The organism is Aeromonas sp. s6 (assembly GCF_040907815.1).
In the GTDB taxonomy this organism is placed as follows: domain Bacteria; phylum Pseudomonadota; class Gammaproteobacteria; order Enterobacterales; family Aeromonadaceae; genus Aeromonas; species Aeromonas caviae.
Window position 1 is genome coordinate 67,152 of record NZ_JBFOCN010000052.1, and the last position, 24,531, is coordinate 91,682.

25 protein-coding genes are annotated in these 24,531 nt (G+C 61.1%); 10 read left to right on the forward strand and 15 right to left on the reverse strand.

The features are described from left to right. Positions 1-7: 7 nt before the first annotated feature. From AB5Y50_RS07815 to dinB, 3 genes are all read right to left on the reverse strand, one after another. Complete coding sequence (locus AB5Y50_RS07815; protein WP_029313926.1) at positions 8-928, reverse strand: transcriptional regulator GcvA; 921 nt, start codon at positions 926-928, stop codon at positions 8-10. A 286-nt stretch (positions 929-1,214) separates the two neighbouring features. Beyond that, entirely contained in the window at positions 1,215-3,350 is a 2,136-nt protein-coding gene (locus tag AB5Y50_RS07820; protein ID WP_043152488.1) for a methyl-accepting chemotaxis protein, read from the reverse strand. A gap of 67 nt (positions 3,351-3,417) precedes the next feature. After that, complete coding sequence (gene dinB, locus AB5Y50_RS07825; protein WP_043152491.1) at positions 3,418-4,470, reverse strand: DNA polymerase IV; 1,053 nt, start codon at positions 4,468-4,470, stop codon at positions 3,418-3,420. 218 nt (positions 4,471-4,688) lie between these two features. On the opposite strand from dinB, the gene AB5Y50_RS07830 reads away from it, so the two are divergent. Then, on the forward strand, positions 4,689-4,901 hold the full coding sequence (locus AB5Y50_RS07830) for a hypothetical protein (RefSeq protein ID WP_039040708.1): 213 nt from the start codon (positions 4,689-4,691) through the stop codon (positions 4,899-4,901). 81 nt (positions 4,902-4,982) lie between these two features. Here AB5Y50_RS07830 and nqrM read toward each other — a convergent pair whose 3' ends face one another. From nqrM to AB5Y50_RS07875, 9 genes are all read right to left on the reverse strand, one after another. After that, positions 4,983-5,207 carry a (Na+)-NQR maturation NqrM gene (gene nqrM, locus AB5Y50_RS07835; RefSeq protein ID WP_010673371.1) on the reverse strand — a complete coding sequence of 75 codons (225 nt, stop codon included), beginning with the start codon at positions 5,205-5,207 and terminating at the stop codon, positions 4,983-4,985. An 11-nt stretch (positions 5,208-5,218) separates the two neighbouring features. Then, positions 5,219-6,256 carry an FAD:protein FMN transferase gene (locus AB5Y50_RS07840; protein ID WP_029313924.1) on the reverse strand — a complete coding sequence of 346 codons (1,038 nt, stop codon included), beginning with the start codon at positions 6,254-6,256 and terminating at the stop codon, positions 5,219-5,221. 3 nt (positions 6,257-6,259) lie between these two features. Further along, positions 6,260-7,483: an NADH:ubiquinone reductase (Na(+)-transporting) subunit F gene (nqrF, locus tag AB5Y50_RS07845; RefSeq protein ID WP_010673369.1), complete on the reverse strand. Its 1,224-nt coding sequence runs from the start codon at positions 7,481-7,483 to the stop codon at positions 6,260-6,262. A 17-nt stretch (positions 7,484-7,500) separates the two neighbouring features. Then, positions 7,501-8,097: an NADH:ubiquinone reductase (Na(+)-transporting) subunit E gene (gene nqrE / locus AB5Y50_RS07850; protein ID WP_005303538.1), complete on the reverse strand. Its 597-nt coding sequence runs from the start codon at positions 8,095-8,097 to the stop codon at positions 7,501-7,503. 3 nt (positions 8,098-8,100) lie between these two features. Further along, a complete protein-coding gene (locus AB5Y50_RS07855; RefSeq protein ID WP_005303545.1) occupies positions 8,101-8,733 on the reverse strand; it encodes an NADH:ubiquinone reductase (Na(+)-transporting) subunit D in 633 nt (210 codons plus the stop codon). Continuing rightward, positions 8,726-9,514, reverse strand: a complete 789-nt coding sequence (locus tag AB5Y50_RS07860; protein ID WP_029313922.1) for a Na(+)-translocating NADH-quinone reductase subunit C — start codon at positions 9,512-9,514, stop codon at positions 8,726-8,728. Before AB5Y50_RS07860 ends, AB5Y50_RS07855 begins: the two co-directional genes overlap by 8 nt. Continuing rightward, positions 9,504-10,733: an NADH:ubiquinone reductase (Na(+)-transporting) subunit B gene (locus tag AB5Y50_RS07865; protein WP_010673367.1), complete on the reverse strand. Its 1,230-nt coding sequence runs from the start codon at positions 10,731-10,733 to the stop codon at positions 9,504-9,506. Before AB5Y50_RS07865 ends, AB5Y50_RS07860 begins: the two co-directional genes overlap by 11 nt. Positions 10,734-10,736: 3 nt before the next feature. Then, complete coding sequence (locus tag AB5Y50_RS07870; protein ID WP_029313920.1) at positions 10,737-12,080, reverse strand: Na(+)-translocating NADH-quinone reductase subunit A; 1,344 nt, start codon at positions 12,078-12,080, stop codon at positions 10,737-10,739. Positions 12,081-12,499: 419 nt separating this feature from the next. Continuing rightward, positions 12,500-12,808 carry a BolA family transcriptional regulator gene (locus AB5Y50_RS07875; RefSeq protein WP_010673364.1) on the reverse strand — a complete coding sequence of 103 codons (309 nt, stop codon included), beginning with the start codon at positions 12,806-12,808 and terminating at the stop codon, positions 12,500-12,502. Positions 12,809-13,015: 207 nt separating this feature from the next. Here AB5Y50_RS07875 and AB5Y50_RS07880 point away from each other — a divergent pair, with 207 nt between their 5' ends. From AB5Y50_RS07880 to AB5Y50_RS07905, 6 genes are all read left to right on the forward strand, one after another. Then, positions 13,016-14,149: a methyltransferase gene (locus tag AB5Y50_RS07880; RefSeq protein WP_010673363.1), complete on the forward strand. Its 1,134-nt coding sequence runs from the start codon at positions 13,016-13,018 to the stop codon at positions 14,147-14,149. Between the two features lie 24 nt (positions 14,150-14,173). Then, positions 14,174-14,746: a YajG family lipoprotein gene (locus AB5Y50_RS07885; protein ID WP_039040711.1), complete on the forward strand. Its 573-nt coding sequence runs from the start codon at positions 14,174-14,176 to the stop codon at positions 14,744-14,746. A 14-nt stretch (positions 14,747-14,760) separates the two neighbouring features. Next, positions 14,761-15,312: a peptidylprolyl isomerase gene (locus tag AB5Y50_RS07890; RefSeq protein ID WP_010673361.1), complete on the forward strand. Its 552-nt coding sequence runs from the start codon at positions 14,761-14,763 to the stop codon at positions 15,310-15,312. 114 nt (positions 15,313-15,426) lie between these two features. Then, entirely contained in the window at positions 15,427-15,756 is a 330-nt protein-coding gene (locus tag AB5Y50_RS07895; protein ID WP_052816331.1) for a hypothetical protein, read from the forward strand. Between the two features lie 187 nt (positions 15,757-15,943). Continuing rightward, positions 15,944-17,245, forward strand: a complete 1,302-nt coding sequence (locus tag AB5Y50_RS07900; RefSeq protein ID WP_041215845.1) for an MFS transporter — start codon at positions 15,944-15,946, stop codon at positions 17,243-17,245. 156 nt (positions 17,246-17,401) lie between these two features. Next, a complete protein-coding gene (locus tag AB5Y50_RS07905; protein WP_041211271.1) occupies positions 17,402-18,244 on the forward strand; it encodes an outer membrane protein OmpK in 843 nt (280 codons plus the stop codon). Positions 18,245-18,346: 102 nt separating this feature from the next. Here AB5Y50_RS07905 and AB5Y50_RS07910 read toward each other — a convergent pair whose 3' ends face one another. Continuing rightward, positions 18,347-18,829 carry a YajQ family cyclic di-GMP-binding protein gene (locus AB5Y50_RS07910; RefSeq protein ID WP_010673357.1) on the reverse strand — a complete coding sequence of 161 codons (483 nt, stop codon included), beginning with the start codon at positions 18,827-18,829 and terminating at the stop codon, positions 18,347-18,349. A gap of 358 nt (positions 18,830-19,187) precedes the next feature. On the opposite strand from AB5Y50_RS07910, the gene AB5Y50_RS07915 reads away from it, so the two are divergent. From AB5Y50_RS07915 to AB5Y50_RS07925, 3 genes are all read left to right on the forward strand, one after another. Beyond that, positions 19,188-20,135 (forward strand): ketopantoate reductase family protein, encoded by a 948-nt coding sequence (locus AB5Y50_RS07915; protein WP_039040714.1) that lies wholly within the window; start codon positions 19,188-19,190, stop codon positions 20,133-20,135. 30 nt (positions 20,136-20,165) lie between these two features. After that, positions 20,166-20,741, forward strand: coding sequence for a DJ-1 family glyoxalase III (locus tag AB5Y50_RS07920; protein WP_052816332.1), 576 nt, complete (start codon positions 20,166-20,168; stop codon positions 20,739-20,741). Positions 20,742-21,060: 319 nt separating this feature from the next. Then, positions 21,061-22,551 carry a SulP family inorganic anion transporter gene (locus AB5Y50_RS07925; RefSeq protein ID WP_010673354.1) on the forward strand — a complete coding sequence of 497 codons (1,491 nt, stop codon included), beginning with the start codon at positions 21,061-21,063 and terminating at the stop codon, positions 22,549-22,551. Positions 22,552-22,699: 148 nt separating this feature from the next. On the opposite strand, the gene AB5Y50_RS07930 is transcribed toward AB5Y50_RS07925, so the two are convergent. Together AB5Y50_RS07930 and AB5Y50_RS07935 are read right to left on the reverse strand one after the other, a co-directional pair. After that, the gene (locus AB5Y50_RS07930) at positions 22,700-23,779 is read right to left on the reverse strand and encodes an ATP-binding protein (RefSeq protein ID WP_010673353.1); all 1,080 of its coding nucleotides are present in this window, start codon (positions 23,777-23,779) and stop codon (positions 22,700-22,702) included. Continuing rightward, entirely contained in the window at positions 23,776-24,504 is a 729-nt protein-coding gene (locus tag AB5Y50_RS07935) for a response regulator (protein ID WP_010673352.1), read from the reverse strand. Before AB5Y50_RS07935 ends, AB5Y50_RS07930 begins: the two co-directional genes overlap by 4 nt. Positions 24,505-24,531 lie beyond the last annotated feature (27 nt).

A 24,531-nucleotide genomic window follows, 5' to 3' on the forward strand; every position in this document is an offset into this window, starting at 1 on the left:
CAACTCCTCAGGCATCGGCAAGGCGGGCACGCCTGCGGGCCTCTTCCTGCTCCACCAGTTCCAGCATCCAGTCGCGAAAAGCCACTATCTTGCCCTGATCGGACTGCTGCTCCTGACACACCAGATAGAAAGCGTTCTTGCTCACCAGCACCTGCTCGAACGGGCAGATGAGACGCCCCGCCTCGATCTCCGGCTGGGCCAGCACGCTGTGGCCGAGCGCCACCCCCTGACCGTGGATCGCCGCCTGGATCACCATGGTGGAGTGGCTGAAGATGGGCCCCTGATTGACATTGGGCGCGTCGATATCGAGCTGGCGGAACCAGGCCTTCCAGTCGCGCCGGGAGGTGTCGTGCAGCAGGGTGTGACGGGTCAGATCGTCCGGGGTGCGCAGGGGCTTGGGGCCGGTCAGCAGCAGGGGGGAGCAGACCGGGATCAGGTACTCGGTGTGCAGCTTGTCCGAGCGCAGCCCCGGCCAGTTGCCGCGGCCGTAGTAGATGGCCACGTCCACGTCGTCGGTGAGGGAGCCCTCGTCCATGTCCACCGCCTTGATCCGCACATCGATGTCCGGGTGGCGTTCGCTGAACTTGACCAGGCGGGGCACCAGCCACTGGATGGCGAAGCTCGGCTGCAGGGAGACGGTGAGCGCCCCCTTGGCGCTGCGGGCCAGCAGCTTGTCAGTCGCCTCGGAGATGGAGGCAAAGATGTCCTTGATATCGAGGAAGTAGCTCTGCCCCTCCTCGGTCAGTAGCAGGGAGCGATTCTTGCGGCGAAACAGCTTGATGCCGAGATACTCCTCCAGCGCCTTGATCTGGTGGCTGATGGCTGCCTGGGTCACGAACAGCTCTTCTGCTGCGCGGGTAAAGCTCAAGTGACGAGCCGCGGCTTCAAACGCTTTCAGTGCATTGAGCGGAGGTAAACGACGAGACATGGAATCGGCCGACGATGAATTTTTCTAATGGGGCGCATTATAAATTGTCGGTTGCGGGTCGACCAGTGAATAAACATAATTCGCCACGCAATTCGTTGTCATATGGCTCACACCTTCTCTTCCATGTTGGTTTACATGTGGTTTTTGTGAGTGAGTCGACAGTGATTGTGGTGTTGTGTTTCTTCCTCTGCGGGAAGAAGGGCTAAATCAGGTCGATTTAACCCAGTCTGTCATCTGAATGTGTTTGGCGCCTCCGGTTGGATGGCGCCTTTTTTCTTATCCTCCCCTACACCCGGAACTGGCCCACCAGTTGCTGCTGCTTGTCCGCCAGTTGCGACAGCTCGCGCCCGTTGTCAGCGGAGGTCGCCGCTTCCGCCCGAATGGTATGGCTCACATCGCGAATGTTGCTGACGTTGCGATTGATCTCGTCCGCCACGCCGCTCTGCTCCTGCGCGGCCCTCGCGATCTGCTCATTCATCTGGTGGATGGTGCCGACCGCCTGGATGATCTGCTCCAGCACGCTGACCGACTGCTCCACCTTGGTGAGGGTCAGATCCGCCTGGTGATGGCCGGTCAGGATCGCTTTCACCACCGCCTCCGTCCCCGACTGCAACTGGCCGATGAGGTTCTGGATCTCGACGATGGCGTTCTGGGTTCGGCCCGCCAGGTTGCGCACCTCGTCGGCGACCACCGCAAAACCGCGCCCCTGCTCACCGGCTCGGGCCGCCTCGATGGCCGCGTTCAGGGCCAGCAGGTTGGTCTGCTCGGCGATCCCCTGGATCACCACCAGGATGTCGTTGATGTTGTCGCTGTTGGCGGAGAGGTGCTCCACCACTGGTTTGGCATCGCTTATCACCGTCATCAGTCTGGACATGGCCTCCTGGGTCTGCGCCACCACGGACTTGCCCTCCTGGGCCGCCGTGTCGGCCTCATCGGCCGCCGCCACCGCCGCATTGGCATTGCCAGCGACCTGCAGGGCGGTAGCGCTCAACTCTTCAAACGCGGTCGCCACCAGATCCACCTCCTGATACTGGGACTGCATGCCGGCGCTGGTACGGGCTGCCCCTTGCGCCGCCAGGGCCGCACTGGCCCGAGTGCCCGCAACGGTGTCGATCACCTGGCTGATGGTGGATTGCAGCTTGTCCAGAAACTTGTTGAACCACTTGGCCAGCTCGCCTATCTCGTCATCCCTGCGCAGATCGATGCGCTGGGTGAGATCCCCCTCCCCGCTGGCGATGTCCTTGAGGCGTGCCACCACGGCGCGGATGGGCGCCACGATGCGCTGGGCCATCAGCCAGATGCAGAGCAGGGCGAGCGCCGAAATCCCGCCACCTATGGTGAGCTGGGTGGCCACGCTGCGCTGGGCCTGATCCTCAAGCTCCCCTTGCAGTTGCAGGGCCGAGGCGAGCACCACGGCACGGGGCAGCTCGATATAGATGCCCCACTTGCGATCCGTACGGCGCATGCTGACCGGCACGAAGGTCTGCAACAGGGCGCCGTCCGGGCTCCAACGGGTGGCCACGTCCCCCTTGGCGAGCCAGCCGTCGAGATCCTGCGCCAACGGCGATTGCGCCAGGCGGTTGCCAAGGGCGACCGGGAACCCTTCCACGCCGGCCACCCGCCCTTCACTGCTGAGCAGAAGCACCTTGCCCTGCCCCTTGTAGAGGGTCCGGCCCATCTCTTCCACCAGGCTCTGCAGGGTCCCCAGGGAGATGTCGACCCCCACCATGCCAAGCAGGGAGCCCTGGTCCAGCAGCGGCACGGTCACCGAGGTCATCAACACCTGCTGGGTTCCCACCTCGTCCACATAGGGTTCGAGCAGACAGAGCGCCTTGCTGCGGATGCTGCAACTGTACCAGTCGTTCTCAAGGCCGCCGTGTCCGGAGGGCTTGTCGTTGGCCAGCATCGCCTCGTCCATCACCTCCAGGCTGACCTTGCCGTCGACCCTGGCCCAATAGCTGGAAAAACGCCCCTTGTCGTTGGCTCCAAGCGCCGTCGACCCCTGATAGTTGTCATCCTCCCCGTCGAGCTGGTTGGGTTCGAATACCGCATAGACACCGAGCAGGTTCGCTGACGACTCCGCAGCATCCTGCAACTGCTGGTTGACGGCATTGCGCAGCGCCTCGGAGTGAACGAAGTTGTCGGCCGCGTTCTTGCGCTGGAACAAGATGCCCTCGGCAAGCAGGGTCGCCCTGAAGTAAGCCTCATCGAGGTAGCTGGTCACCCGGGCTGCCTGGGTCGCCCCCATGGCCTGCATCCAGTTTTCTGCCGCGTGCTGCCCCTCCAGGGTGGTGGAGGTGAGCACCTGCTCCTGCATGCGGGCCGCGTTGAAAAGAGAAGAAGCCACCAGCGCGACGGCACTGGCCAGCAGACAGCAACCGGCGATCAGGGTGATCCGTCCCTGAACAGAAAGAGAACTCATGCCACTATTTCCTAACGTCTACAGATGTGAACACTGTATCGGTTTTGGATACAAAAACTTAACTAAATCAGCAGAGATCCAGGCTTAATTGATTGATTTCACCCGCTCCGGGCAAACCAACGACCAGACCGAGCAGGCGAATGGGCTTTCCTTGAGCCCGTTGCAGTCCCTCGTGCAGCAGATCGTGGAAACGGGCCGCCTGATAACTCCCCTTGCGGTAGACGGTGGTCTGGTGAAAATCGGCAAACTTCAGCTTGATCCCCTGCCCCATCAGCATCTCCGCAGGGCAGGCCTTGGCAAAACGCTGCTCCAGCTCGGGAATGAGCCGGCTGAGCACCTGCCAGCAGGTGTCCTCGTCCAGCACGTCGCTGGCGAGCGTCGTCTCTACTCCGATGCTCTTGCGCACCCGCCTGGCCTGCACCGGCTGATCGTCATGCCCCCAGATGCGGCCGGCCAGCATCTCCCCGAGCTTGCCGAAACGGGCGATCAGCTCCTCGTTGCCGAGCTGGCGGGCATCTTCGCACGAATACAGCCCGAGGGACTCCAGCCGCTCTGCCGTCTTGCGGCCGATGCCGGGCAACTTGCCAAGGGGGAGCTGGCGCACGAACTCGTCCACCTCCTGGGGGCGGATGACGAACAGGCCGTCAGGCTTGCGCTGCTCGGAGGCGAGCTTGGCCAGAAACTTGTTCGGCGCCACACCGGCCGAGGCAGTCAACCCAAGCTCGGCGCTGATGGCGGCACGGATCTCCGCCGCCATCAGGGTGGCGCTGCCACCGCAGCGGGGACTCAGGGTCACGTCGAGATAGGCTTCATCGAGGGAGAGCGGCTCCACCTGCTCGGTGTAGCGCAGGAAGATGGCGCGCAACTGGCGCGAAGTTTCTTTGTAGACGGCCATCCGCCCGGGGATCAGCACCAATGGCGGACAGAGCTTTCTGGCCAGGGCGCTCGGCATGGCGGAGCGCACCCCGAAGCGGCGCGCCACGTAGTTGCAGGTGGAGATGACCCCGCGTCGGTCGGCGGCGCCACCGATGGCGAGCGGCACCTCCCTGAGGGCCGGGTTGTCCCGCATCTCCACTGCGGCGAAGAAGCAGTCCATGTCGATGTGAATGATCTTGCGCATGGCCGTGTCTGTTGCTGTGTCGACAGCCTCCCGAACAGATCATAGGGATAGACCCTGGGCATCCGGCGAGGAGGCGTGTCGAACGACAAAAATACTGTATGGATAACCAGTTGAACGTTCCATGCTACCCCAAGCCTGTCATTTCTGCCAGTCTGCGCGCGGGCGCGGCGGCATAGACTCTCAAGGCCACATCCACACGAGACTCAAGGAGGAGAAGCATGAGCATCATCCGGGCGGGGCTCTGCCTGCTGCTGTTGCCGCTAGCGACCATGGCCAAGGATCACCCGACAGCCGAATGCAGCTGGCTGTACAAGCGCATCGAGATACTGGAAACCGCCATCAGGCAGGGAGATGAACTGGGCACCAGGGAAGAGCTGGCAAAGCGAAAGAAAGAGTTCAAGGCAAAGGCATGCAGCCAATATGACTACTGACCCCATGCCACATAAAATAACGAGCCGACCCAGGGGTCGGCTCGTTTCGTTGCAAGGCTGCCTTCAGAGCGATATCCGTCGTTAGATGATGCGGTTGTCCACCAGCATCTTGCGACGAGCCTCTTCCTTGGCCATCTTCTTCTTGCGGTTGTCGCAAGGCTCGGGGCAGTCGCACTCCTTCTCGATCCCGATGGAACCCAGGCCGCCACAGGAGCCGGAGATGGACTTGCGCTGGAAAATGTAGCCGATGGCCATGGCCACCACGACCATCAGAAACACCCCGAAGGTGATCAGAAAGATCTGCATGTAGTTACCCCTTACTTCTTGACCAGATATGGTTTGAAGGCATCCGAATAAGCCTCTTCGAACCCGTCATCCGTCTTGGTGATGGTGAAGATGGCCAGCCCCCGTTCCTTGGCATAGGCCAGGCTCTTCTCCGGCCCCATGACCATAAACACGGTCGCCAACCCGTCTGCAGTCATGCAGGAGGGGTGGATGACGGTCACCGACACCAGGCGGTGCTGGATGGGCTTGCCCGTCAGCGGATCCATGGTGTGGGAGAAGCGCTTGCCGTCCAGCTCGTAATAGTTGCGGTACTCGCCCGAGGTGGCCACCCCGTTGTCACCGGGCAGGATCACCTCCTGTACTGAACCGGCATTGACGGTCGGCTTCTCGATGGCGACACGCCAGGGATGCCCCTTGCCGTTGACACCGTTGATGCGCAGCTCGCCGCCTATCTCCACCAGATAGTTGCGCGCCCCCTGGGACTCCAGGTACTCGGCCACCTTGTCTACGCCAAACCCCTTGGCAATGGCGGAGAGATCCACGTAGAGGTCCGGGATGTCCTTTTGCAGGGTATCGGCATCGGCAGAGGTTATCACATGCAGATTGCCAAGGCCCGTCTTCTGCCGGGTCTGGGCGATCAGCTCGTCGGACGGCACCTTGGTCGGTCTGGCATCCGGCCCAAAGCCCCACAGATTGACCAGAGGACCGACGGTGACGTCCAGCGCCCCGCGGCTCTCGCGGCCAATGTGAATGGCCTCGGTCACCACCCGCGCGGTATCGCGGGAAACCACCACAGGGGTATTGCTCTTGTGCTGGTTGAAGCGTGACAGCTCGGAATCCGGGCGATAGGTCGACATCTGATCGTTGACCCGCTCCAGCAAGACGTCGACCTCGGCTTGCAGCCTGGCGGCATCCTGAACAGCGCTATCTGCCACCTTGATGGAGTAGTAGGTACCCATGGTGCTGCCGGTGATGTGGATCTCCGGCTTCGATTGGACCGTTTCCTGACCGCACCCAGTCAAGAAAAAGGCTAGCCCGAAGGCTAGCCAGGTCTTTACAACGCTGTGCATGGATTAACCACCGAAGTCATCCAGCAGGATGTTCTCGTCTTCAACACCGAGGTTTTTCAGCATGTTGATGACGGCGGCGTTCATCACGGGAGGCCCGCACATGTAGAACTCGCAATCCTCAGGCGCCTCGTGGTTCTTGAGGTAGTTCTCGAACAACACGTTGTGGATGAAGCCGGTGTAGCCATCCCAGTTGTCTTCCGGTTGCGGATCGGACAGGGCGACGTGCCACTGGAAGTTGTCGTTCTCGGCCTGCAGCATGTCGAAGTCTTCGACATAGAACATCTCGCGCTTGGAACGGGCACCGTACCAGAAGCTCATCTTGCGCTTGGTCTTCAGACGGCGCAGCTGGTCGAAGATGTGGGAGCGCATCGGCGCCATACCCGCACCACCACCAACGAACACCATTTCGGCGTCGGTGTCCTTGGCGAAGAACTCGCCGAACGGACCGGAGATGGTCACCTTGTCACCGGCCTTCAGGCTGAAGATGTAGGAAGACATCTGGCCGGGAGGGGCAGTCCAGTTGCTGGGCGGCGGGGTGGCGATCCGCACGTTCAGCATGATGATGCCGAACTCTTCCGGATAGTTCGCCATGGAGTAGGCACGGATGATCGGCTCGTTGACCTTGGACTCCAGCTCGAAGATCTTGAAGCGATCCCAGTCGCCACGATACTCCTCGGGAATATCGAAGTTCTTGTACTGCACGTGGTGGGCAGGCGCTTCGATCTGGATATAACCACCGGCGCGGAACGGCACGCTCTCGCCATCCGGGATCTGCAGCTTGAGCTCCTTGATGAAGGTGGCCTTGTTGTCATTGGAGATGACGGTACAGTCCCACTTCTTCACGCCGAAGATCTCTTCCGGCAGCTCGATGTCCATGTCGGAGCGCACGGTGACCTGGCAGGCCAGACGCTCGCCATGACGGGCTTCGCCCTTGCTGATGTGATCCAGCTCGGTCGGCAGGATGTCGCCGCCGCCGGATTTCACACGCACCTTGCACTGACCACAGGAGCCACCGCCGCCACAGGCGGAGGAGACGAAGATACCACTGCCGGCGAGCACGCCAAGCAGCTTGCCACCCGCCGGGCTGGTCACAGCCTTGGCCGGGTCGCCGTTGATGCTGATTGTCACGTCACCGGCGGTCACCAGCTTGGACTTGGCGAACAGAATGACTGCCACCAAGGCCAGCAGGATCACGGTGAACATGACCACACCCAGAATAATTTCCATCTATATTTCCTTTCCGATTACAGGGAAATACCAGAGAAGGACATGAAGCCCAGCGCCATCAGACCCGCGGTGATGAAGGTGATGCCGAGGCCGCGCAGGCCTTCCGGAACATCGGAATATTTCATCTTCTCGCGGATCCCTGCCATCGCGACGATGGCCAGCATCCAGCCTGCACCCGAACCCACGCCATAGACCACGGACTCAACGAAGTTGTAGTCACGCTGCACCATGAAGGAGACGCCGCCGAAGATGGCGCAGTTCACGGTGATGAGCGGCAGGAAGATACCGAGGGCGTTGTAGAGGGCCGGGAAATACTTGTCCAGCGCCATCTCCAGGATCTGCACCAGGGCCGCGATCACCCCGATGAAGGTGATGAAGCTCAGGAAACTCAGATCCAGACCGGATACCAGGGCACCGTCTTTGAGCACGTAGTTGTAGATCAGGTTGTTGGCCGGGACGGCAACGGTCTGAACCACGATAACGGCAATCCCCAGGCCCATGGCGGTCTTGACCTTCTTGGACACCGCCAGGAAGGTACACATCCCCAGGAAGAAGGAGAGCGCCAGGTTCTCGATGAAGATCGAGCGAATCAACAGACTGATATAGTGTTCCATACCTTAATCCTTCGCCTCCACCTGCTTGGGATCCTTGGTGCGCACGCCCCAGATGATCAGACCAATGATGAAGAACGCACTCGGCGGCAGCAGCAGCAGGCCGTTGGGCACATACCAGCCACCATTGTTCACCAGCGGCAGCAGCTCGATGCCGAACCAGGTGCCGGAACCCAGGATCTCGCGCACGGTGGCCACGGTCAGCAGCACGGCGCCATAACCCAGACCGTTGCCGATACCGTCCAGGAAGGAGGGCAGCGGGGCACTCTTCATGGCGTAGGCTTCGGCACGACCCATCACGATACAGTTGGTGATGATGAGGCCGACGAACACCGACAGTTGCTTGGAGATGTCATAGGCATAGGCCTTGAGCACCTGGTCAACCACGATAACCAGCGAGGCAATCACCGCCATCTGGGCGATGATCCGCACGCTGTTCGGGATCTGGTTGCGGATCAGGGAGATGAACAGGTTGGAGAAGGCGGTGACCGCGGTAACGGCCAGCGTCATCACGAACGCCGTCTTCATCTGGCTGGTAACGGCCAGCGCGGAACAGACACCCAGCACCTGCAGTGCGATGGGGTTGTTGCCGAGCACAGGCGTCAACAGCAACTTTTTCATTTCGCTCTTGTCAGCCATTGTTGATTTCTCCTGCACGTACCTTGGCCAGGAAGGGACCGAAGCCCTTGGGGCCCATCCAGAAGTCGAAGGTGTGCTGTACACCATTACCGGTCAGGGTTGCACCAGACAGGCCGTCGATTTCATGCTCGGAACCAGCCGGAGCATGGCCCTTGATCACCCGCAGCGCAGGCTGGCCGTTCTGGTCGAACAGCTTCTTGCCGACGAACAGCTCGCGCCAGGCCGGATTCTCGATCTCGCCACCCAGACCCGGGGTTTCACCGTGGTCATAGTAGGTGATGCCCTTGATGGTCTGGCCATCGGCCGCGACTGCTACGAAGGCGTACATGGTGGACCACAGACCCTGGCCGTAGATCGGCAGGATGATGTTGTCGACCTTGCCTTCGGCATCTTTCGCGAAGAACACGGGAACCAGCTTGGAGATTTGACGCAGGCCGGCCTTGTCGTCGGCCGGGGCCAGACGGATGCTCTTGGCCGGATCCTTGGCGGCAACCTTGGTGTCGAAGTTGTCGGCGTCGCCGTCAACGAACTCACCGCTGGTCAGATCCACCAGACGCGCTTCAATCTTGTCGCCATAGAGCTGGGCCAGGTCACGCTTGGCCACGGCGCTGATGTCGACGCCGGCGACGGACAGGATGTTGCTTTGCTTGTCCAGCGCCTTGTTTTCCAGCTGGGCCGGACGCAGACCCACGGCGGCCACGGAGACCACGATGGAGCAGACCAGACACAGACCGGTCACTACGGCGAGAGTGCCGGTAGTAGAGTCTTTATTAAACGCCACGTGCGATCCTCCGCTTGATGTTCGCCTGTGCCACGAAATGGTCAAACAAGGGGGCAAACAGGTTGGCGAACAGAATGGCCAGCATCATGCCTTCCGGGAATGCAGGGTTCACTACCCGGATCAGCACCACCATCACGCCGATCAGGGCGCCATACCACCACTTTCCCTTGTTGGTGAAGGCAGCGGAAACGGGGTCGGTCGCCATGAAGGCCATGCCGAACGCGAAACCACCCAGCACCAGGTGCCAGTGCCACGGCATGCTGAACATGGGGTTGGTATCGGAGCCGATGACGTTGAACAGCAGGGAGGTCGCGACCATGCCGACCATGACGCCGGCGATGATGCGCCAGGAGGCGATGCGCATGTAGACGATCATGGCTGCGCCGATGAGGATCATCAGGGTGGAAACTTCACCGATGGAACCGGGCAGGTTGCCAAGGAAGGCATCCATCCAGCTGATGGCTTCACCGGTGGCACCGTTGATCAGCGCCATCTGGCCGCCCTGGGCCCACTGGCTCAGTGCGGTTGCGCCGGAGAAGCCGTCAACGGCAACCCAGACCGCATCACCGGAGATTTGACCCGGGTAGGCGAAGAACAGGAAGGCACGACCCGCCAGCGCCGGGTTCAGGAAGTTTTTGCCGGTACCACCGAACACTTCCTTGGCCAGCACCACACCGAAGGTGATACCCAGGGCAGCTTGCCACAGGGGCAGCTCGGGCGGCACGATCAGGGCGAACAGGATGGAGGTCACGAAGAAGCCTTCGTTGATCTCGTGCTTGCGCACCATGGCGAACAACACTTCCCAGAAACCACCGACGATGAAGACGGTGATGTAGATCGGGAAGAAGTGCGCCGCACCGATCAGCATCTTGCTGCCGATGCCGGCGACGGCCGGATCCAGCGAGGCACCGAACAGGGTGGCCAGGGCGTATTGCCAGGAATCGGCACCGGCCGCGCTGCCCATGTGGGCGATAGCGGCGATAGACTGGTTGCCGACGTTGTACATGCCCCAGAACATGGCCGGGAACACGGCCAGCCACACCATGATCATCATGCGCTTCAGATCGATCGCATCACGGACGTGGGCGGCATTGCGGGTCACGGAACCCGGGGTATAAAACAGGGTGTACGCCGCTTCGAACAGGGCATAGTACTTGGCGTACTTGCCACCCGGCTCGAAGTGATGTTCCATATTTTCAAGAAGTTGCTTGAAACTCATCGCTTAACCTTCCAGTTCGATCTTGGTCAGGCACTCACGCAAGACGGGGCCGTACTCTGTCTTGCCGGGGCAGACGAAGGTACAGAGCGCCAAATCTTCCTCATCCAGCTCCAGGCAGCCGAGCGCCTGCGCGCTGTCGGTGTCACCGGAGATCAGATCCCGCAGCAGCAGGGTCGGCAGGATGTCGAGCGGCATCACACGCTCATAGTTGCCGATAGGCACCATGGAGCGATCACTACCGTTGGTGGTGGTAGTGAAGTTGATGAGTTTGCCCTTCATCAGGTGAGAGAGGGTGGTACGGGTGATGGAGAACTTGTTGGCACTGGGTTTGACCCAGCCCATGAACTCTTTCTCACGGCCTTCGCCCAGCACGCTCACCTGGTTGTGGAAGCGACCCAGGTAGTCATGGACCCCTTCGGCCTTGGCACCGCTCAGCAGGGAACCGGAGATGATGCGGTTTTCGTCCGCACGCAGCTCGTTGTTGGTCAGCTGGCTGAGGCTGGCACCCAGACGGGTACGCAGCAGACGCGGCTTGATGACGTTCGGGCCAGCCAGGGAGATCACCTTGTCGGTGAAGATCTGGCCAGTGGTGAACAGCTTGCCGTAAGCGATCACGTCCTGATAATTGATGTGCCACTGCACCTTGTTGGCACCGACCGGATCCAGGAAGTGGATGTGGGTGCCCGGCAGACCGGCGGGATGCGGACCGACGAACACGGCTTCCTTGACCTGGGCCAAGGAGGAGTGCGGCAGGCTGGCTTCGCCCTTGCAGACGTGGACGGTACCATCGGTCAGGCGGGTCAGCACGGCCAGACCGTCGAGGAAGGCCTGGGCCTGTTCCTTGATGATCAGCTCCGCACTGGCAGCCAGCGGATTGGTGTCCATGGCGGTGACGAAGATGGCGCGCGGGGTGGAACCCACGGCCGGCACCTTGCTGAACGGGCGGGTACGCAGCGCGGTCCATTGGCCTGATGCGACCAGGATCTCCTGCACCTTGCTACGCTCGAGCTGTGCCAGCTCGGCGGAGGCAAAATGCTCAAAGGTCACCTGCTCGTCGGACCCATCGATGTCGATGACGACGGACTGGAGAACACGCTTGGCACCACGGTTGATCTCAGAAACCACACCGGTGGCAGGGGCCGTGAATTTAACGCCGGGATTCTTCTTATCTTCGAAGAGCTCCTGACCTTTAATGACGCGATCACCTACTTTGACAAACATAGTAGGACGCATCCCCACGAACTCTTCGCCGAGTGTAGCAACACGGGTGATGGCCGGGCCATCGTAGATTACTTGCTCCGGAGCACCCAGCACGGGGATGTCCAGTCCTCTTTTAATTGTAATCATACTCACTTGCACTACCGTTAAGGGAAGACAGGTTGGTTAGCGCCGAGAAATACATCACGACGAGTTGTTGAATGAGCCCGTCAACATCGCGGAAAGCTGTCGAAGAAATAAACAAATCAGCAACATACAGGATCATTCAAAAGCGCCTGAGTTTACCACCTTAGGCGAGTTAGCCGCCACGCCAAATGGGGAAAATCCCCGCCCTATCACAAAATTAACCTTCACTGAATATTTCGCGCACGTCCTTGCAAACCGTGGTTTTAAAGGACTTTTCGCAAAACTAACCATATAGAGGTATTTTTCAGGCGCAAGGAAAAGGATTAGAAAAAATAATGCTACCCCCCTCATCCCTGGCTGCACACCATTCGTGATAGCGCTGTTAATGGCCCGAGGAAGGCGCCATCAGGAGGTTCAACGGCTCACGCAAAGGGGGATTTGCTGACGCAACCCGGCGTCTTTGGCGCCTGCTCCCGGGCCTGCCACTCGGATTCGGTATAGGTATGCAGCGCCAATGCATGAATGGCTCCCGCCAGCTCGTCGGCCAGCACCCCGTTCACCTGACGATGGCGACCCAGCAAACGCTGTCCCTCAAACGCCTGGCTCACCACGACTACCTTGAAGTGGCTTTCGGAGCCCGGTGCCACCCTGTGCATGTAGCTTTCATTGATCACTTCCAGGTGGCTCGGGGAGAGCGCGGCGGCCAGCTTGGCCTCTATCTGTTGTTGCATGCTCACGGTAAGGACTCCTCGTTGAATATCCGGCCATTGTAGCCAGGGTTGTGCGCCCGATGCATCAGGTACGAAGGATCCGCTCGCTCTCGCCGCACCGGACTGGTGAATTTCTCCGCCGCCGCTAGAATAGCGCCACTTTCACCGCTGCCGGGCAACACGGGGCAGACGGTCGCCATTCATCAATCACACGTTGGACTCTTGCCTATGCAAACCCTGCTCGACACGGCCCACTGCCGCCTGACCCTGTATCGTTACCCACGGCAGAGCCAGGATCCCCTGCAGGCCTGGGATGCGGCGGACGAGTACCTGATAAGCCACCTTGCCGAATCGCAGCAGGCACCTGACGGCCCCGTCATCATCATGAACGACGGCTTCGGCGCCCTGGCAGGCTACCTGCATGCCCACGCCCCCGTCTGCGTGACCGACTCCCACATCAGCGAGCGGGCCACCCTGGCCAATCTGGCGGAAAACGGGCTGGATCCCCACGCCATCACCCTGCAGGATGCCCTGGCCCCCCTGCCCGATGCCCCCGCCCTGGTGGTGATCAAGGTCTCCAAGTATCAGGCGCTGCTGGAGCAGCAACTGCTTGCCCTGCGCGGGGTCGTCACCCCCGCGACCCGCATCATTGCTGCCGGCAAGGCCAAGGACATCCACACCTCCACCCTCAAGCTGTTCGAAAAGTATCTGGGGGAGACCCGCACCTCGCTCGCCTGGAAGAAGGCGCGCCTCATTCATTGCACCCCGGCCGCCGAGCGCCCGTCCCTGACCAGTCCCTTCCCGACCGTCTGGCCGCTGGAAGGCACCGACATGCTCATCCACAACCATGCCAACGTGTTCTCGCGCACCAGCCTGGATATCGGCGCCCGCTTCATGCTGGACAACCTGCCCATCCACAGTGCCCGCAGGGTGATCGATCTGGGCTGTGGCAACGGCGTGCTCGGGCTCTCCCTGCTCGCGCGGGACAGCGAGGTGGAGGTGACCTTCATCGACGAATCCCGGATGGCGGTGGCGTCCGCACGGCTCAACGTCGAGCACAACCTGCCCGATGCCCTGCCCCGTGCCCACTTCATGGTCAACAACTGTCTCGATGACGTTCCCGTCGGGGCAGCGGACAGGATCCTCTGCAATCCCCCCTTCCATCAGTTGCAGGCGATCACCGATCACATCGCCTGGCAGATGTTCAGCGACGCCCACCGGGTGTTGCCTCAGGGGGGCGAACTCTGGATAGTAGGCAACCGTCATCTGGACTATCACAACAAACTCAAGCGCCTGTTTGGCAACGCACAAGTCGTTGCGTCGAACAGCAAATTCGTTATTTTGAAAGCCATCAAACGCTAAAGATAAAGCTAAAGGAAACCCATGATGAAAAAGTCACTCTTGCTGCTGGCCGCTCTGGTATTGGGCGGTTGTGCTACTCACTGGCCCGAGAGCGCCCTGCTCAACCCGCAAGTCATCCCCTCCAACCAGCAGTACTACTCCGGCAACCGCATCACCATGGAAGGGGTGGACAAGCGTGAAGCCGCCTATGTCTTCTCCATCAAGAAGAAAGAGAAGGCTCCTGTGCTGGTGAACAGCAGTCAGCCTCTCAACAGCCTGCTGGCTGAAAAACTGGCGGAAGGGCTGCGCAGCCAGGGCCTGGAAGTGGGCAACAGCGGCACCACCAACCTGACGCTGGCCATCTCCACTGCCGCCGTCACCGTGGAAGAGAAGACCTTCACCTATGTCACCAAGTCCCGCGTCAGCCTGCAGGTGATTGCGGACTTCCAGGGCAGCAAGCTGACCAAGCAGTTCAACATGTCCTCCAGCAAGGAGGGCCCGGGCGAACCGAGCATGGCCGATCTGGAATCCACTCTGAACCAGCAGCTGGGCAGCGTGCTGCAGCAGATCATGGCCGACGAGGCGCTGCGCGGTTATCTCAAGGGTCAGCCGAGCTGAGCGAGGATATATAAATGAAGAAACTCTGGTTACTGGTCACCCTGATCGCCCCCCTGGCTTTTGCCGGTCAAAAAGTCCAGATGGAGACCAACCATGGCACCATCGTCGTGGAGCTGGCCCCCAAACAGGCGCCCCAGACCGTGAAGAACTTCCTGCGCTACGTGGCAGACGGCAGCTATGACGGCAGCCTGTTCCACCGGGTGATCCAGAACTTCGTGGTGCAGGGTGGAGGCTACAACCAGCAGTTCCAGCCCCTGCCGACCTTCGATCCCGTGGTCAACGAGTCCAGAGGCGGCCTGCCCAACAAGCGCGGCACCATCGCCATGGCCCGCACCCAGGCGGTCGACAGCGCCACTCGCCAGTTCTATTTCAATCTGGTGGACAACGACAACCTCAACGCCAATGCCGGCGCCGGTTACACCGTGTTCGGCCAGGTCGTGAAGGGGATGGAGGTGCTGGACAAACTGGCCCAGGTCCAGACCGGCTACAGCTCCATCCTGCGTGCCAACGACGTCCCCACCAGCCCCATCATCCTGAAGAAAGTGGTGCTGCTCGCGGACAAATAACGCGGCCCGGATCACATTCCACCGCGTCCCTGAACGGGTCACCGGTCTCTTTTTCTATACTCTGCTCCCCGATGTGTGCCACGCATCGGGGAGCAGAACCAGAAGGAGGAGCCGGTGACCTGTCATGATTACATAACCCAACACGCCGGCCCGCTGGCCCAGGCGGTTCGCCATTTTCTGGCACGCAAGATTCCCTATCAGCAGCTGGAAGACTTGAGTTGGCAGCTCCTCTCCCACTGGCAGGCGCTCTGCGTGATCCCCATGGACAAAACCCCCGCCAACGCACAGGAAGGAGTGTTCTGGCATCTGCTTCACAGCCTGCACCTGTGGGATGAGCAGCGCCTCCTCTGTGATGACGCGCTGCGCCTGCAACTCATGGCCTGCGCCAATTTTCTCGCCGACGGGGGCCCCTGCCCGCACCACTGCATCGGCTCACGTCCCTGAAACCTGCCGCCCGCCACTCGGCTTGCCTTGGCTACGCCTGCCGAACCTGACAAAATGACCCCCTTTTCCCAGAGGAGTCAGGCTGTTGAACAATCTCCGCCCGCCCAGTCACACACCGGGCCGCGCCACCCGCTGGCGAGATGCCCTCGCCGTCTATCTGGAAGCGCGGGTACTCATCCTGTTCGCCATGGGATTCTCCTCCGGCCTGCCCTTGCTGCTGGTCTTTGGCACCCTCTCGTTCTGGCTGCGCGAGGCGGATGTCAGCCTGACCGACATCGGTTACATGAGCTGGGTTGCACTGGCCTACGGTTTCAAGTGGCTGTGGTCGCCCCTGGTGGATCGGCTGCCCCTGCCCCTGCTGTCACGGCTGCTTGGGCGACGACGCAGTTGGATGCTGTTCTCCCAGGTGCTGATCGCCCTCTCCCTGGTGGGGATGGCCTATTGCGATCCCAAGACCCAGCTCGCCCAACTGGCCCTCTTCGCCCTGCTGGTGGCTTTCTCCTCTGCCACCCAGGACATCGTCATCGATGCCTATCGCATCGAATCCGCTCCCGAGCGGCTGCAGGCGGCCATGGCCGCTTCTTATATGACGGGGTATCGACTCGCCATGATCATGGCGGGAGCGGGGGCGCTGGCGCTGGCGGCCTGGCTCGGCAGCAACAGCGGCTATGACTATCGCGGCTGGCAGCTCACCTATCTGCTGATGGGAGGGCTGATGTCTCTTGGCATCCTCACCACCCTGATGAGTCACGAGCCGCAGATCGATCTCAAGAGTCAGGACGAGCAGCAGATGGCGCGCAAGGCTACCCTGCTGGCACGGGGTTGGTCACCCACGCTGGCCGGGCTGGGGGCCTGGACCTACGAGGCCATCTGGTGTCCCTTCGCCGACTTCTTTCGCCGCTACGGCTCCTCGGCCCTGCTGATCCTCGGGCTTATCGCCTGCTATCGCATCTCGGACGTGGTGATGGGGGTGATGTCCAACAGCTTCTATGTGGATCTGCAGTTCAGCAAGACGGAAGTGGCCACCATCACCAAGGTCTATGGTGTCATCATGACGCTGGTGGGAGCCGCGCTCGGGGGCGTGCTGGTGATGCGCTTTGGCACCCTGCGCATCCTGTTCCTCGGCGCCGTGCTGACCGCCAGCACCAATCTGCTGTTCGCTCTCCTCAACGAAGTGGGCCACAACCTGGAGCTGCTGACTCTGATCATCTCGCTGGACAACCTCAGCGCCGGCATAGCGACGGCTGCGTTTGTAACCTATCTATCGAGCCTCACCAACGTAGCCTTCTCCGCCACCCAGTACGCCCTGTTCAGCTCCATCATGCTGTTGCTGCCCAAGTTGCTGGCGGGGTTTTCTGGTCGCGTGGTGGAGCAGATCGGCTACAGCCACTTCTTCATCGGCACCAGTCTGCTCGGTATTCCGGTGATGATCCTGATCATCATGGTTGCCAAACGAGGCAGCACCTTGTCACCACAAACGCACAAATAGCAAGCGTTTGCGCATTTTAGGGGGTGATTAGATTCACAAATCCTGACAAAGTTCCCTGGTGCTTGTTTATCCGTTGAATTTATTTGGCTAGAATCCCTCCCGCTCCTTGTGGGCAGGCTACGGAAAACCTCAACTAACGCACAAGAGACCAATAAAATGGCCAAATTTACCAAGACTCTGATCGCTGCCGGTCTGCTGGCTGCCTCCGCCACCCCGGCCTTCGCTGCCGACTACAGCGGCGACATCCACAAGAACGACTACAAGTGGATGCAGTTCAACGTGATGCACACCATCGACCAACGTCCTTTCACTGCAGGTGCTGAAGATTACAACGACACCTACTTCGAAATGGAATTCGGTGGTCGCTCCGGCCTGTTTGACCTGTACGGTTACGTCGACGTCTTCGATATCTTCGACTCCCGTCACAGCGACAAGCACAAGGGTCAGAACCTGTTCATGAAGTTTGCGCCGCGTATGTCTCTGGATGCGCTGACTGGTAAAGATCTCTCCTTCGGTCCGGTGCAAGAGGTTTACATCGCCTCTCTGAACAACATCGGCGACAACCAGATGGAAAACATGATCGGTCTGGGTGCTGATGTACAAGTGCCTTGGTTCGGCAAAGTGGGCATGAACCTGTATGCTCGTCACGCCACCGAAAACCAGTTCTTCACCGAAGAAGAGGGTGAGTGGAACGGTTACTGGTTCGCCATGAACTGGTTCAAGCCTTTCTACACCTTCAGCAACGGCAGCTTCGTCTCCTATCAGGGTTACCTGGACTACGCCTTCGACTTGGACACCCACAACCGTGCTGACCGTACCAGCGACAACCTGGCTACCTTCCACGGTATCTACTGGCACTCCGACCGCTACGCCGTCGGTTACGGCCTGAAGTACTTCATGGATGCCTACGGCACCAAAGACGGTTCCACCGCCTACGACGGTACCCCGTGGAAGAGCTCTGGCTTCAGCCACTACTTCTCCGTGACCTACAAGTTCTAATCGAACTCGTCACACGGATACAAAAAACCGGAGCAGCTGCTCCGGTTTTTTTATGCCCTCATGCTGGCAGTGGGGGGAGAGCCGCGCCCTCCCCGTTCGCCATCAGTCGCGGAAGTTCTGGAACTGCATCGGCTGGCCCAGTTCGGCGCCACGCACCAAGGCCATGGTCTCTTGCAGATCGTCGCGCTTCTTGCCGGTGACCCGCACCTCGTCGCCCTGGATGGCAGCCTGCACCTTGATCTTGGAGTCCTTGATGAGCTTCACCAGCTTCTTGGCCACTTCCTTGTCGATCCCCTGCTTGAACTTCACGGTCAGGTGGAAACGTTTGCCGGAGTGGACGCTGTCACCCACATCCATGGAACTGTTCTCGATCTGGCGCTTGAGCAGGGCGCCGCGCAGGATCTCGACCATCTGCTTGAGCTGGAAATCGGCATCGGCTTCCAGCTTCACTTCTTCCTTGTTCAATTCGAAGCTGGCTTCCACACCACGAAAATCGAAACGGGTCGCCAGTTCACGGTTGGCGTTATCAACGGCGTTCAACACCTCGTTCATTTTGACTTCAGAGACAATATCGAATGACGGCATAGCCGGGCTCCTCATGCTGTACTTCAGGTTGTGCTGACAGGTGGGCAAATCTACCAGAAAACGGGCAAATTTGCTGATTTCGATGGGATTGCTCTGCTAGAATCCCCTGCGCACAGGAATGGTGAGACCCGTTAGAACCCGTTTAGGAGCGACCGCGAGAGGTCCGACACTCGGTGAAGTGCAGCCCAGACACCCGCATGTTCATGCATACATGAGGCTCCCTGGCTGCGCATGAACCTTGAGCACGACCCGGCAACCAGCTCATGCACCGGTTCCAGGTATTCACCAAGCGACATCTTCCCTTATCCCGGGTTGGCGGTTGACAGGATGGCAGCCCTTCCCATGATCGAGCCTCTTCATGCCAAGCGGATTACGCGACAACAACCTGAAAACACGCCGTCACCCTGTCTCTCCCGAGTGGACCTTGCTGGGCTGCGGCGCCCTGGGCGGCGTCTTCGCCTCCCTGTTGACCCAAAGCGGCCAAGCAACCCGCCTCCTGCTGCGCGAGCGCCATCGTGCCACCTTGCACCCCGGCGTCGACTTTACCTCACTTGAGGGGCATACCCAGCTCCTGGCCATCGAACGCGCCTTCATCGACAAGCCGGGCAGCATCAAACGCCTGCTGGTGATGACCAAGGCGGGGCAGGTGATATCGGCCCTCACTCCCCTGGTCGGGCAACTGGCGGCAGGGGTGCCCATCGTGCTGCTGCACAACGGCATGGGGATCGCCGATCAGGTGGTCGCACTCTTCCCCGACAATCCGGTGATCGCCGGCGTCACCAGCCATGGCGCCATGCAGAGCGGCCACTTCGTGTTCCGCCACACCGGCAAGGGGGAGACCTGGCTGGGCCCAATCAACGAAGCGGCCCGTGCCCATGCCCACCTCGCCGACGAGCTGGCCAGCGCCCTGGGTCAGGCCGGTTGGGATGAGCAGATCCTGACACGTCAGTGGCAGAAACTCGCCGTCAACTGCGCCATCAATCCCCTCACCGCGCTCTACAAGCTCAAGAACGGCGAATTGGCCGGTCCGCGTTTTGCCGATGCCCTGCAGCAAATCTGCGTGGAAGTGGCTGACGTCATGCGGGCCGAAGGTCAGCCCACCGGCAGCGAAGAGCTGCTGCGCCGCGTCATGATGGTGGTGGAGCTCACCGCCGACAATTACTCTTCCATGTATCAGGACATGGAACAGGGCCGCGAGACCGAGATCGAAGCCATCACCGGCTTCCTGCTGGGCAAGGCCGCCCTTCACGGTATCGCGGTGCCGGTCAATCAGGGCCTCTATCAGGCCGTCAAAGAGAAGCGCTGAGCAGAGCAGCTGGCAAGCAAGGAGTGCAGGATGAGCGTACTGGTACTGGTGGCCCCCGGGTCGGAAGAGATAGAGACGGTTGCCATCGTCGATACCCTGGTTCGGGGTGGCATCGATGTGGTGCTGGCCTCCTGCTGCCCCACAGGAGCGCGCCAGATCCGCGCCTCTCGCGGGGTGCAACTGGTGGCGGATTGCCATCTCGACGAGCTGACCACCCGTGACTTCGATGCCATGGTCGTGCCGGGCGGTCTGCCTGGCAGCGAAGTGATCCGCGACACCCCCCTCGCCATCGACCTGCTACGGGAGCAGGCAGGCCTCGGCCGCTGGCGCGCCGCCATCTGCGCCGCACCCGCCGTGGTACTGCACCATCACGGCTTGCTGGGGAATGCGAGCACCACCTGCCATCCGGGCTTTCAGGCCCGTCTGCCCGCGACACAATTGAGCACGGCGCGGGTCGTGACCGATGAAGCCCATCGCCTGATCACCAGCCTGGGCCCGGGTACCGCCATCGAGTTCGCCCTCGAGATAGTACGGGTACTGCGAGGTGACGAGGCAGCCCGTACGGTGGCCGGTCCCATGGTGTTGCCCCCTTCGGTGTTGCCATAATCGCATCAATCACTTCTCTGAAAACGGCAGAGCCCCCTTGTTTGGTCTATGTTGGCTGCTCTTGTGCTAGATAAAACAATCCGGGCTTCCCCGGCCTGGCACCGGCTGTTAACATGCGCCCCTTATGCCTGTTATGTGCTCTGGGGTGGCCGTCACGCCGCCCTGACCCTGCCCTGTGCGGCCTCTGCCGCCTGACTCCGGTTATGCCGACCGGCCGGTTTACCCGGCCATCAACAGCCAATCCAACCCTGTGATCCCCGCCATTTCCCCTGATTTGCGGGCCTGTGGCCATGGATCCTCAACGAGCGAGAAAATCCCCATGCTGGAACGTGCAAGACAAGAGTGGTTCTCCAACATACGGGGCGATCTGCTGTCGGGCATCGTCGTCGCCCTGGCGCTGATCCCGGAGGCCATCGCCTTCTCCATCATTGCGGGCGTCGACCCCAAGGTCGGCCTCTATGCCTCCTTCTGCATCGCCGTGGTCATCGCCTTCGTCGGCGGTCGTCCCGGCATGATTTCCGCCGCCACCGGCGCCATGGCACTCCTGATGGTGACCCTGGTCAAGGAACATGGCCTGCAGTATCTGCTGGCAGCCACCCTGCTCACCGGCCTCTTCCAGATAGCGGCGGGCTACCTCAGGCTCGGCAGCCTGATGCGATTCGTCTCCCGCTCCGTGGTGACCGGCTTCGTCAACGCCCTGGCCATCCTTATCTTCATGGCCCAGCTGCCCGAGCTCACCAACGTCACCTGGCAGGTCTACGCCATGACCGCGGCCGGGCTTGGCATCATCTATCTGTTCCCGCTCGTTCCCGTGGTGGGCAAACTGCTCCCCTCCCCCCTGCTGTGCATCGTCATCCTGACGGCGGTGGCCATCACCCTGGGCATCGACATCCGTACCGTGGGCGACATGGGTGAGCTGCCCGATACCCTGCCGGTCTTCCTCTGGCCCGACGTTCCCCTCAATCTGGAGACCCTGGCCATCATCTTCCCCTATTCAGCGGGGCTGGCGGTGGTGGGACTGCTCGAGTCCATGATGACGGCAGCCATCGTCGACGAGATGACCGACACCCCAAGCGATCGCAACCGCGAGTGCAAGGGTCAGGGGATCGCCAACATCGGCGCCGGTCTGCTGGGAGGCATGGCGGGGTGCGCCATGATTGGCCAGTCCGTCATCAACATCAAATCCGGTGGCCGCGGCCGCCTCTCCACCTTCGTGGCGGGGACCCTGCTCATCCTGATGGTGGTCTTCATGGATGAGTGGATCCGTCAGATCCCCATGGCAGCCCTGGTGGCCGTGATGATCATGGTCTCCATCGGCACGTTTTCCTGGGAGTCGGTACGCAACCTGAAGAGCCACCCCCTCTCCACCAACCTGGTGATGGTGACCACCGTCGCCGTGGTGGTCGCGACCCACAACCTGGCACTCGGGGTCTTCGTGGGGGTGCTGCTCGCCTCCCTCTTCTTCGCCCACAAGGTTGCCCGCGTCATGGTGGTCAAGAGCGACAGCGAGCGCAGCGGCGCCGTGCGTACCTATCTGGTGCGGGGCCAGGTCTTCTTTGCCAGCGCCGAGCAGTTCCTGGCCGGTTTCGATTTCAGGGAGGAAGTGGAGAAGGTGGTCATCGACCTGACGCACGCCCACTTCTGGGACATCACCGCCATCACGGCCCTCGACAAGGTGGTCATCAAGTTCCGCCGTGAGGGGAAAGAGGTGGCGGTCATCGGCCTGAACGACGCCAGTGCCACCCTGGTCGATCGCTTTGCCATCCACGACAAACGCCAGGAGGGAGAGCCCCTGCTGGCCGAGCATTGATCCCGGCGCGCCCCAAGAGGGCGCTGCCTGCAAGCCATAAAAAAAGCCCGTCTCTCCCCATGAGATGGGCTTTTTTTATGGGCTGTTGGATCACAGTCAACACACGCGCCTCGGCTCGCCCATCCCGAGCCGATGCGGCAATGCGGGGTCATGACCTGCCGTCAGGGTGCAAGAGGGGCCAGGAAAGCAGGAACAGGGTGCCGCCCCGCCCGCCGGATTGGCAGACCGCACTGCCGCCGTGGGCCTCGGCAATCGCCTTGACCACGGCCAGCCCGAGCCCGCTGCCGCCACTCTTGCGCGAGCGTGACGGATCCCCCCGGCGAAACGCCTCGAAGATATGGGCGGCGACCTCCTCGCTGATGCCGGGCCCTTCGTCTTCCACGCTCAGGATGCACTGGGTGCCAGAACGATGCAGGCGCACGGTCAGCATGCCCGGCACCGCGTGCTTCTGGGCATTTTCCAGCAGCGCCATCAGGGCCTGACGGATGCGAAGTGCATCGCAACAGACCCAGAGCTCGGTATCGAGCTCCCGCTTGAGGGTGAAACCGCTCGCGGCCAGAGGGGTGGCAAACGCCTCAAGCACCACGGCAAGCTCGTCGGACAGCCTGATCTCCTCTCGTTGCAACTCCAGGTGGCCGCTGTCGTTGAGACTGAGTACCCGCAAGTCTTCGATCAGGTGGGTCAATCCCTCCACCTGACGCAGCAAGCCTTCAAAGAGCGCACGCTCTGGCGGAAATACCCCTTCGGCCAGCCCCTGCAAGCGGCCACGCAAGATGGTCACCGGGGTGCGCAATTCGTGGGCGATGGCGGCATTCCAGAACTCCCGCTCACGGGTCATGCTCTGCAGCCGTTCGGCCATGGTGTTGAAGTCCCGCACCAGTTGCGCCGTCTCCCCGATCGCCTGTTCATCCAGCGGCACGCGCGCATCGAGCTTACCCTCGGCCACCTCGCGCAGGCTGGTTGCCACCGAGTTGAGGGGAGTCAGGATGCGCCGAGAGAGGCGCACTGCCACGTACAGCGCCATCCCCAATGCAATGAGAATGGTCGAGCCAATCCAGATCATCTCGACCCTGGAGGGCATCCAGCTCTCGGAGATGCTGCCAGGCACATAGGTCACGGCAATGGCGTAGAACACATAGGTGCCGATCACCGCGAGGCAGATGATGCCGAGCGCCATCAGCCCCAGGGAGCGGATGATCTGCCTGCGCAGGCCGGGTGCCGATGTCACGCATCACCCCCGAAGCGATAGCCGACGCCCCAGACACTGGCGGGCACCCCCTGGATGCCCTGTGCCTCCAGCTTCTTGCGCAGCTTGCTGATGTGGCTGTCCACCGTGCGCTCCTGGGTATCCCCCTCCGGCAGGCAGTGGGTCAGCAGTTCGACGCGGCTGAACACCCGCTTGGGTGCCCGCATCAGGGAGGCGAGCAACTTGAACTCGGTCAGGGTCAGATCCAGCACCTGCTGCCCCTCATCGCGGCAAATGCTGGCCTCGTGGCTCTCCAGATCGATCTGGAAGGGGCCGACCCGCAGCACCCGGGCCATGGTCTGCTTCGCAGCCTGGATGCGTCTGAGCACCGCCTGTACCCGGGCCACCACTTCGGCCGGGTTGAAGGGTTTGACCACATAGTCATCCGCCCCCATGCGCAGCCCCATCAGCTTGTCGAGGTCCTGATCCAGGGCGGTCAGCATGATCACCGGCGTGTCGCCACGGGCACGGATCTCGCTGAGCACCTGCCAGCCATCGAGCTGCGGCATCTGCACATCCAGCAACAGGAGATCGGGTTTGCATGTCTGGTGCATGGCCAGGGCTTCGCGGCCATCGGCGGCATGCAGGGTGCGCAATCCGTGGCGTTGCAGGTAAGCGGCGAGGATGTCGGCTATCTCGGCTTCATCCTCTGCAATCAGTACCAGTGACTGGGCCGCCGGGTTGGCGGAAGCAGGAAGATACGACATGGTCGGACTCGAAAATGGTGGGCTTGA

Excerpts from the sequence above, each read along its gene's own strand:
- AB5Y50_RS07905 (WP_041211271.1), top strand. The coding sequence starts at position 17,402 with ATGGCCAAATTTACCAAGACTCTGATCGCTGCCGGTCTGCTGGCTGCC.
- AB5Y50_RS07880 (WP_010673363.1), top strand. The coding sequence starts at position 13,016 with ATGCAAACCCTGCTCGACACGGCCCACTGCCGCCTGACCCTGTATCGT.
- AB5Y50_RS07935 (WP_010673352.1), bottom strand. The coding sequence starts at position 24,504 with ATGTCGTATCTTCCTGCTTCCGCCAACCCGGCGGCCCAGTCACTGGTA.
- AB5Y50_RS07875 (WP_010673364.1), bottom strand. The coding sequence starts at position 12,808 with ATGCAACAACAGATAGAGGCCAAGCTGGCCGCCGCGCTCTCCCCGAGC.
- AB5Y50_RS07915 (WP_039040714.1), top strand. The coding sequence starts at position 19,188 with ATGCCAAGCGGATTACGCGACAACAACCTGAAAACACGCCGTCACCCT.
- AB5Y50_RS07925 (WP_010673354.1), top strand. The coding sequence starts at position 21,061 with ATGCTGGAACGTGCAAGACAAGAGTGGTTCTCCAACATACGGGGCGAT.
- AB5Y50_RS07910 (WP_010673357.1), bottom strand. The coding sequence starts at position 18,829 with ATGCCGTCATTCGATATTGTCTCTGAAGTCAAAATGAACGAGGTGTTG.
- dinB (WP_043152491.1), bottom strand. The coding sequence starts at position 4,470 with ATGCGCAAGATCATTCACATCGACATGGACTGCTTCTTCGCCGCAGTG.
- AB5Y50_RS07865 (WP_010673367.1), bottom strand. The coding sequence starts at position 10,733 with ATGAGTTTCAAGCAACTTCTTGAAAATATGGAACATCACTTCGAGCCG.
- AB5Y50_RS07870 (WP_029313920.1), bottom strand. The coding sequence starts at position 12,080 with ATGATTACAATTAAAAGAGGACTGGACATCCCCGTGCTGGGTGCTCCG.
- AB5Y50_RS07820 (WP_043152488.1), bottom strand. The coding sequence starts at position 3,350 with ATGAGTTCTCTTTCTGTTCAGGGACGGATCACCCTGATCGCCGGTTGC.
- nqrF (WP_010673369.1), bottom strand. The coding sequence starts at position 7,483 with ATGGAAATTATTCTGGGTGTGGTCATGTTCACCGTGATCCTGCTGGCC.
- nqrM (WP_010673371.1), bottom strand. The coding sequence starts at position 5,207 with ATGCAGATCTTTCTGATCACCTTCGGGGTGTTTCTGATGGTCGTGGTG.
- AB5Y50_RS07920 (WP_052816332.1), top strand. The coding sequence starts at position 20,166 with ATGAGCGTACTGGTACTGGTGGCCCCCGGGTCGGAAGAGATAGAGACG.
- AB5Y50_RS07840 (WP_029313924.1), bottom strand. The coding sequence starts at position 6,256 with ATGCACAGCGTTGTAAAGACCTGGCTAGCCTTCGGGCTAGCCTTTTTC.
- AB5Y50_RS07885 (WP_039040711.1), top strand. The coding sequence starts at position 14,174 with ATGAAAAAGTCACTCTTGCTGCTGGCCGCTCTGGTATTGGGCGGTTGT.
- nqrE (WP_005303538.1), bottom strand. The coding sequence starts at position 8,097 with ATGGAACACTATATCAGTCTGTTGATTCGCTCGATCTTCATCGAGAAC.
- AB5Y50_RS07855 (WP_005303545.1), bottom strand. The coding sequence starts at position 8,733 with ATGGCTGACAAGAGCGAAATGAAAAAGTTGCTGTTGACGCCTGTGCTC.
- AB5Y50_RS07900 (WP_041215845.1), top strand. The coding sequence starts at position 15,944 with ATGGGATTCTCCTCCGGCCTGCCCTTGCTGCTGGTCTTTGGCACCCTC.
- AB5Y50_RS07890 (WP_010673361.1), top strand. The coding sequence starts at position 14,761 with ATGAAGAAACTCTGGTTACTGGTCACCCTGATCGCCCCCCTGGCTTTT.
- AB5Y50_RS07830 (WP_039040708.1), top strand. The coding sequence starts at position 4,689 with ATGAGCATCATCCGGGCGGGGCTCTGCCTGCTGCTGTTGCCGCTAGCG.
- AB5Y50_RS07815 (WP_029313926.1), bottom strand. The coding sequence starts at position 928 with ATGTCTCGTCGTTTACCTCCGCTCAATGCACTGAAAGCGTTTGAAGCC.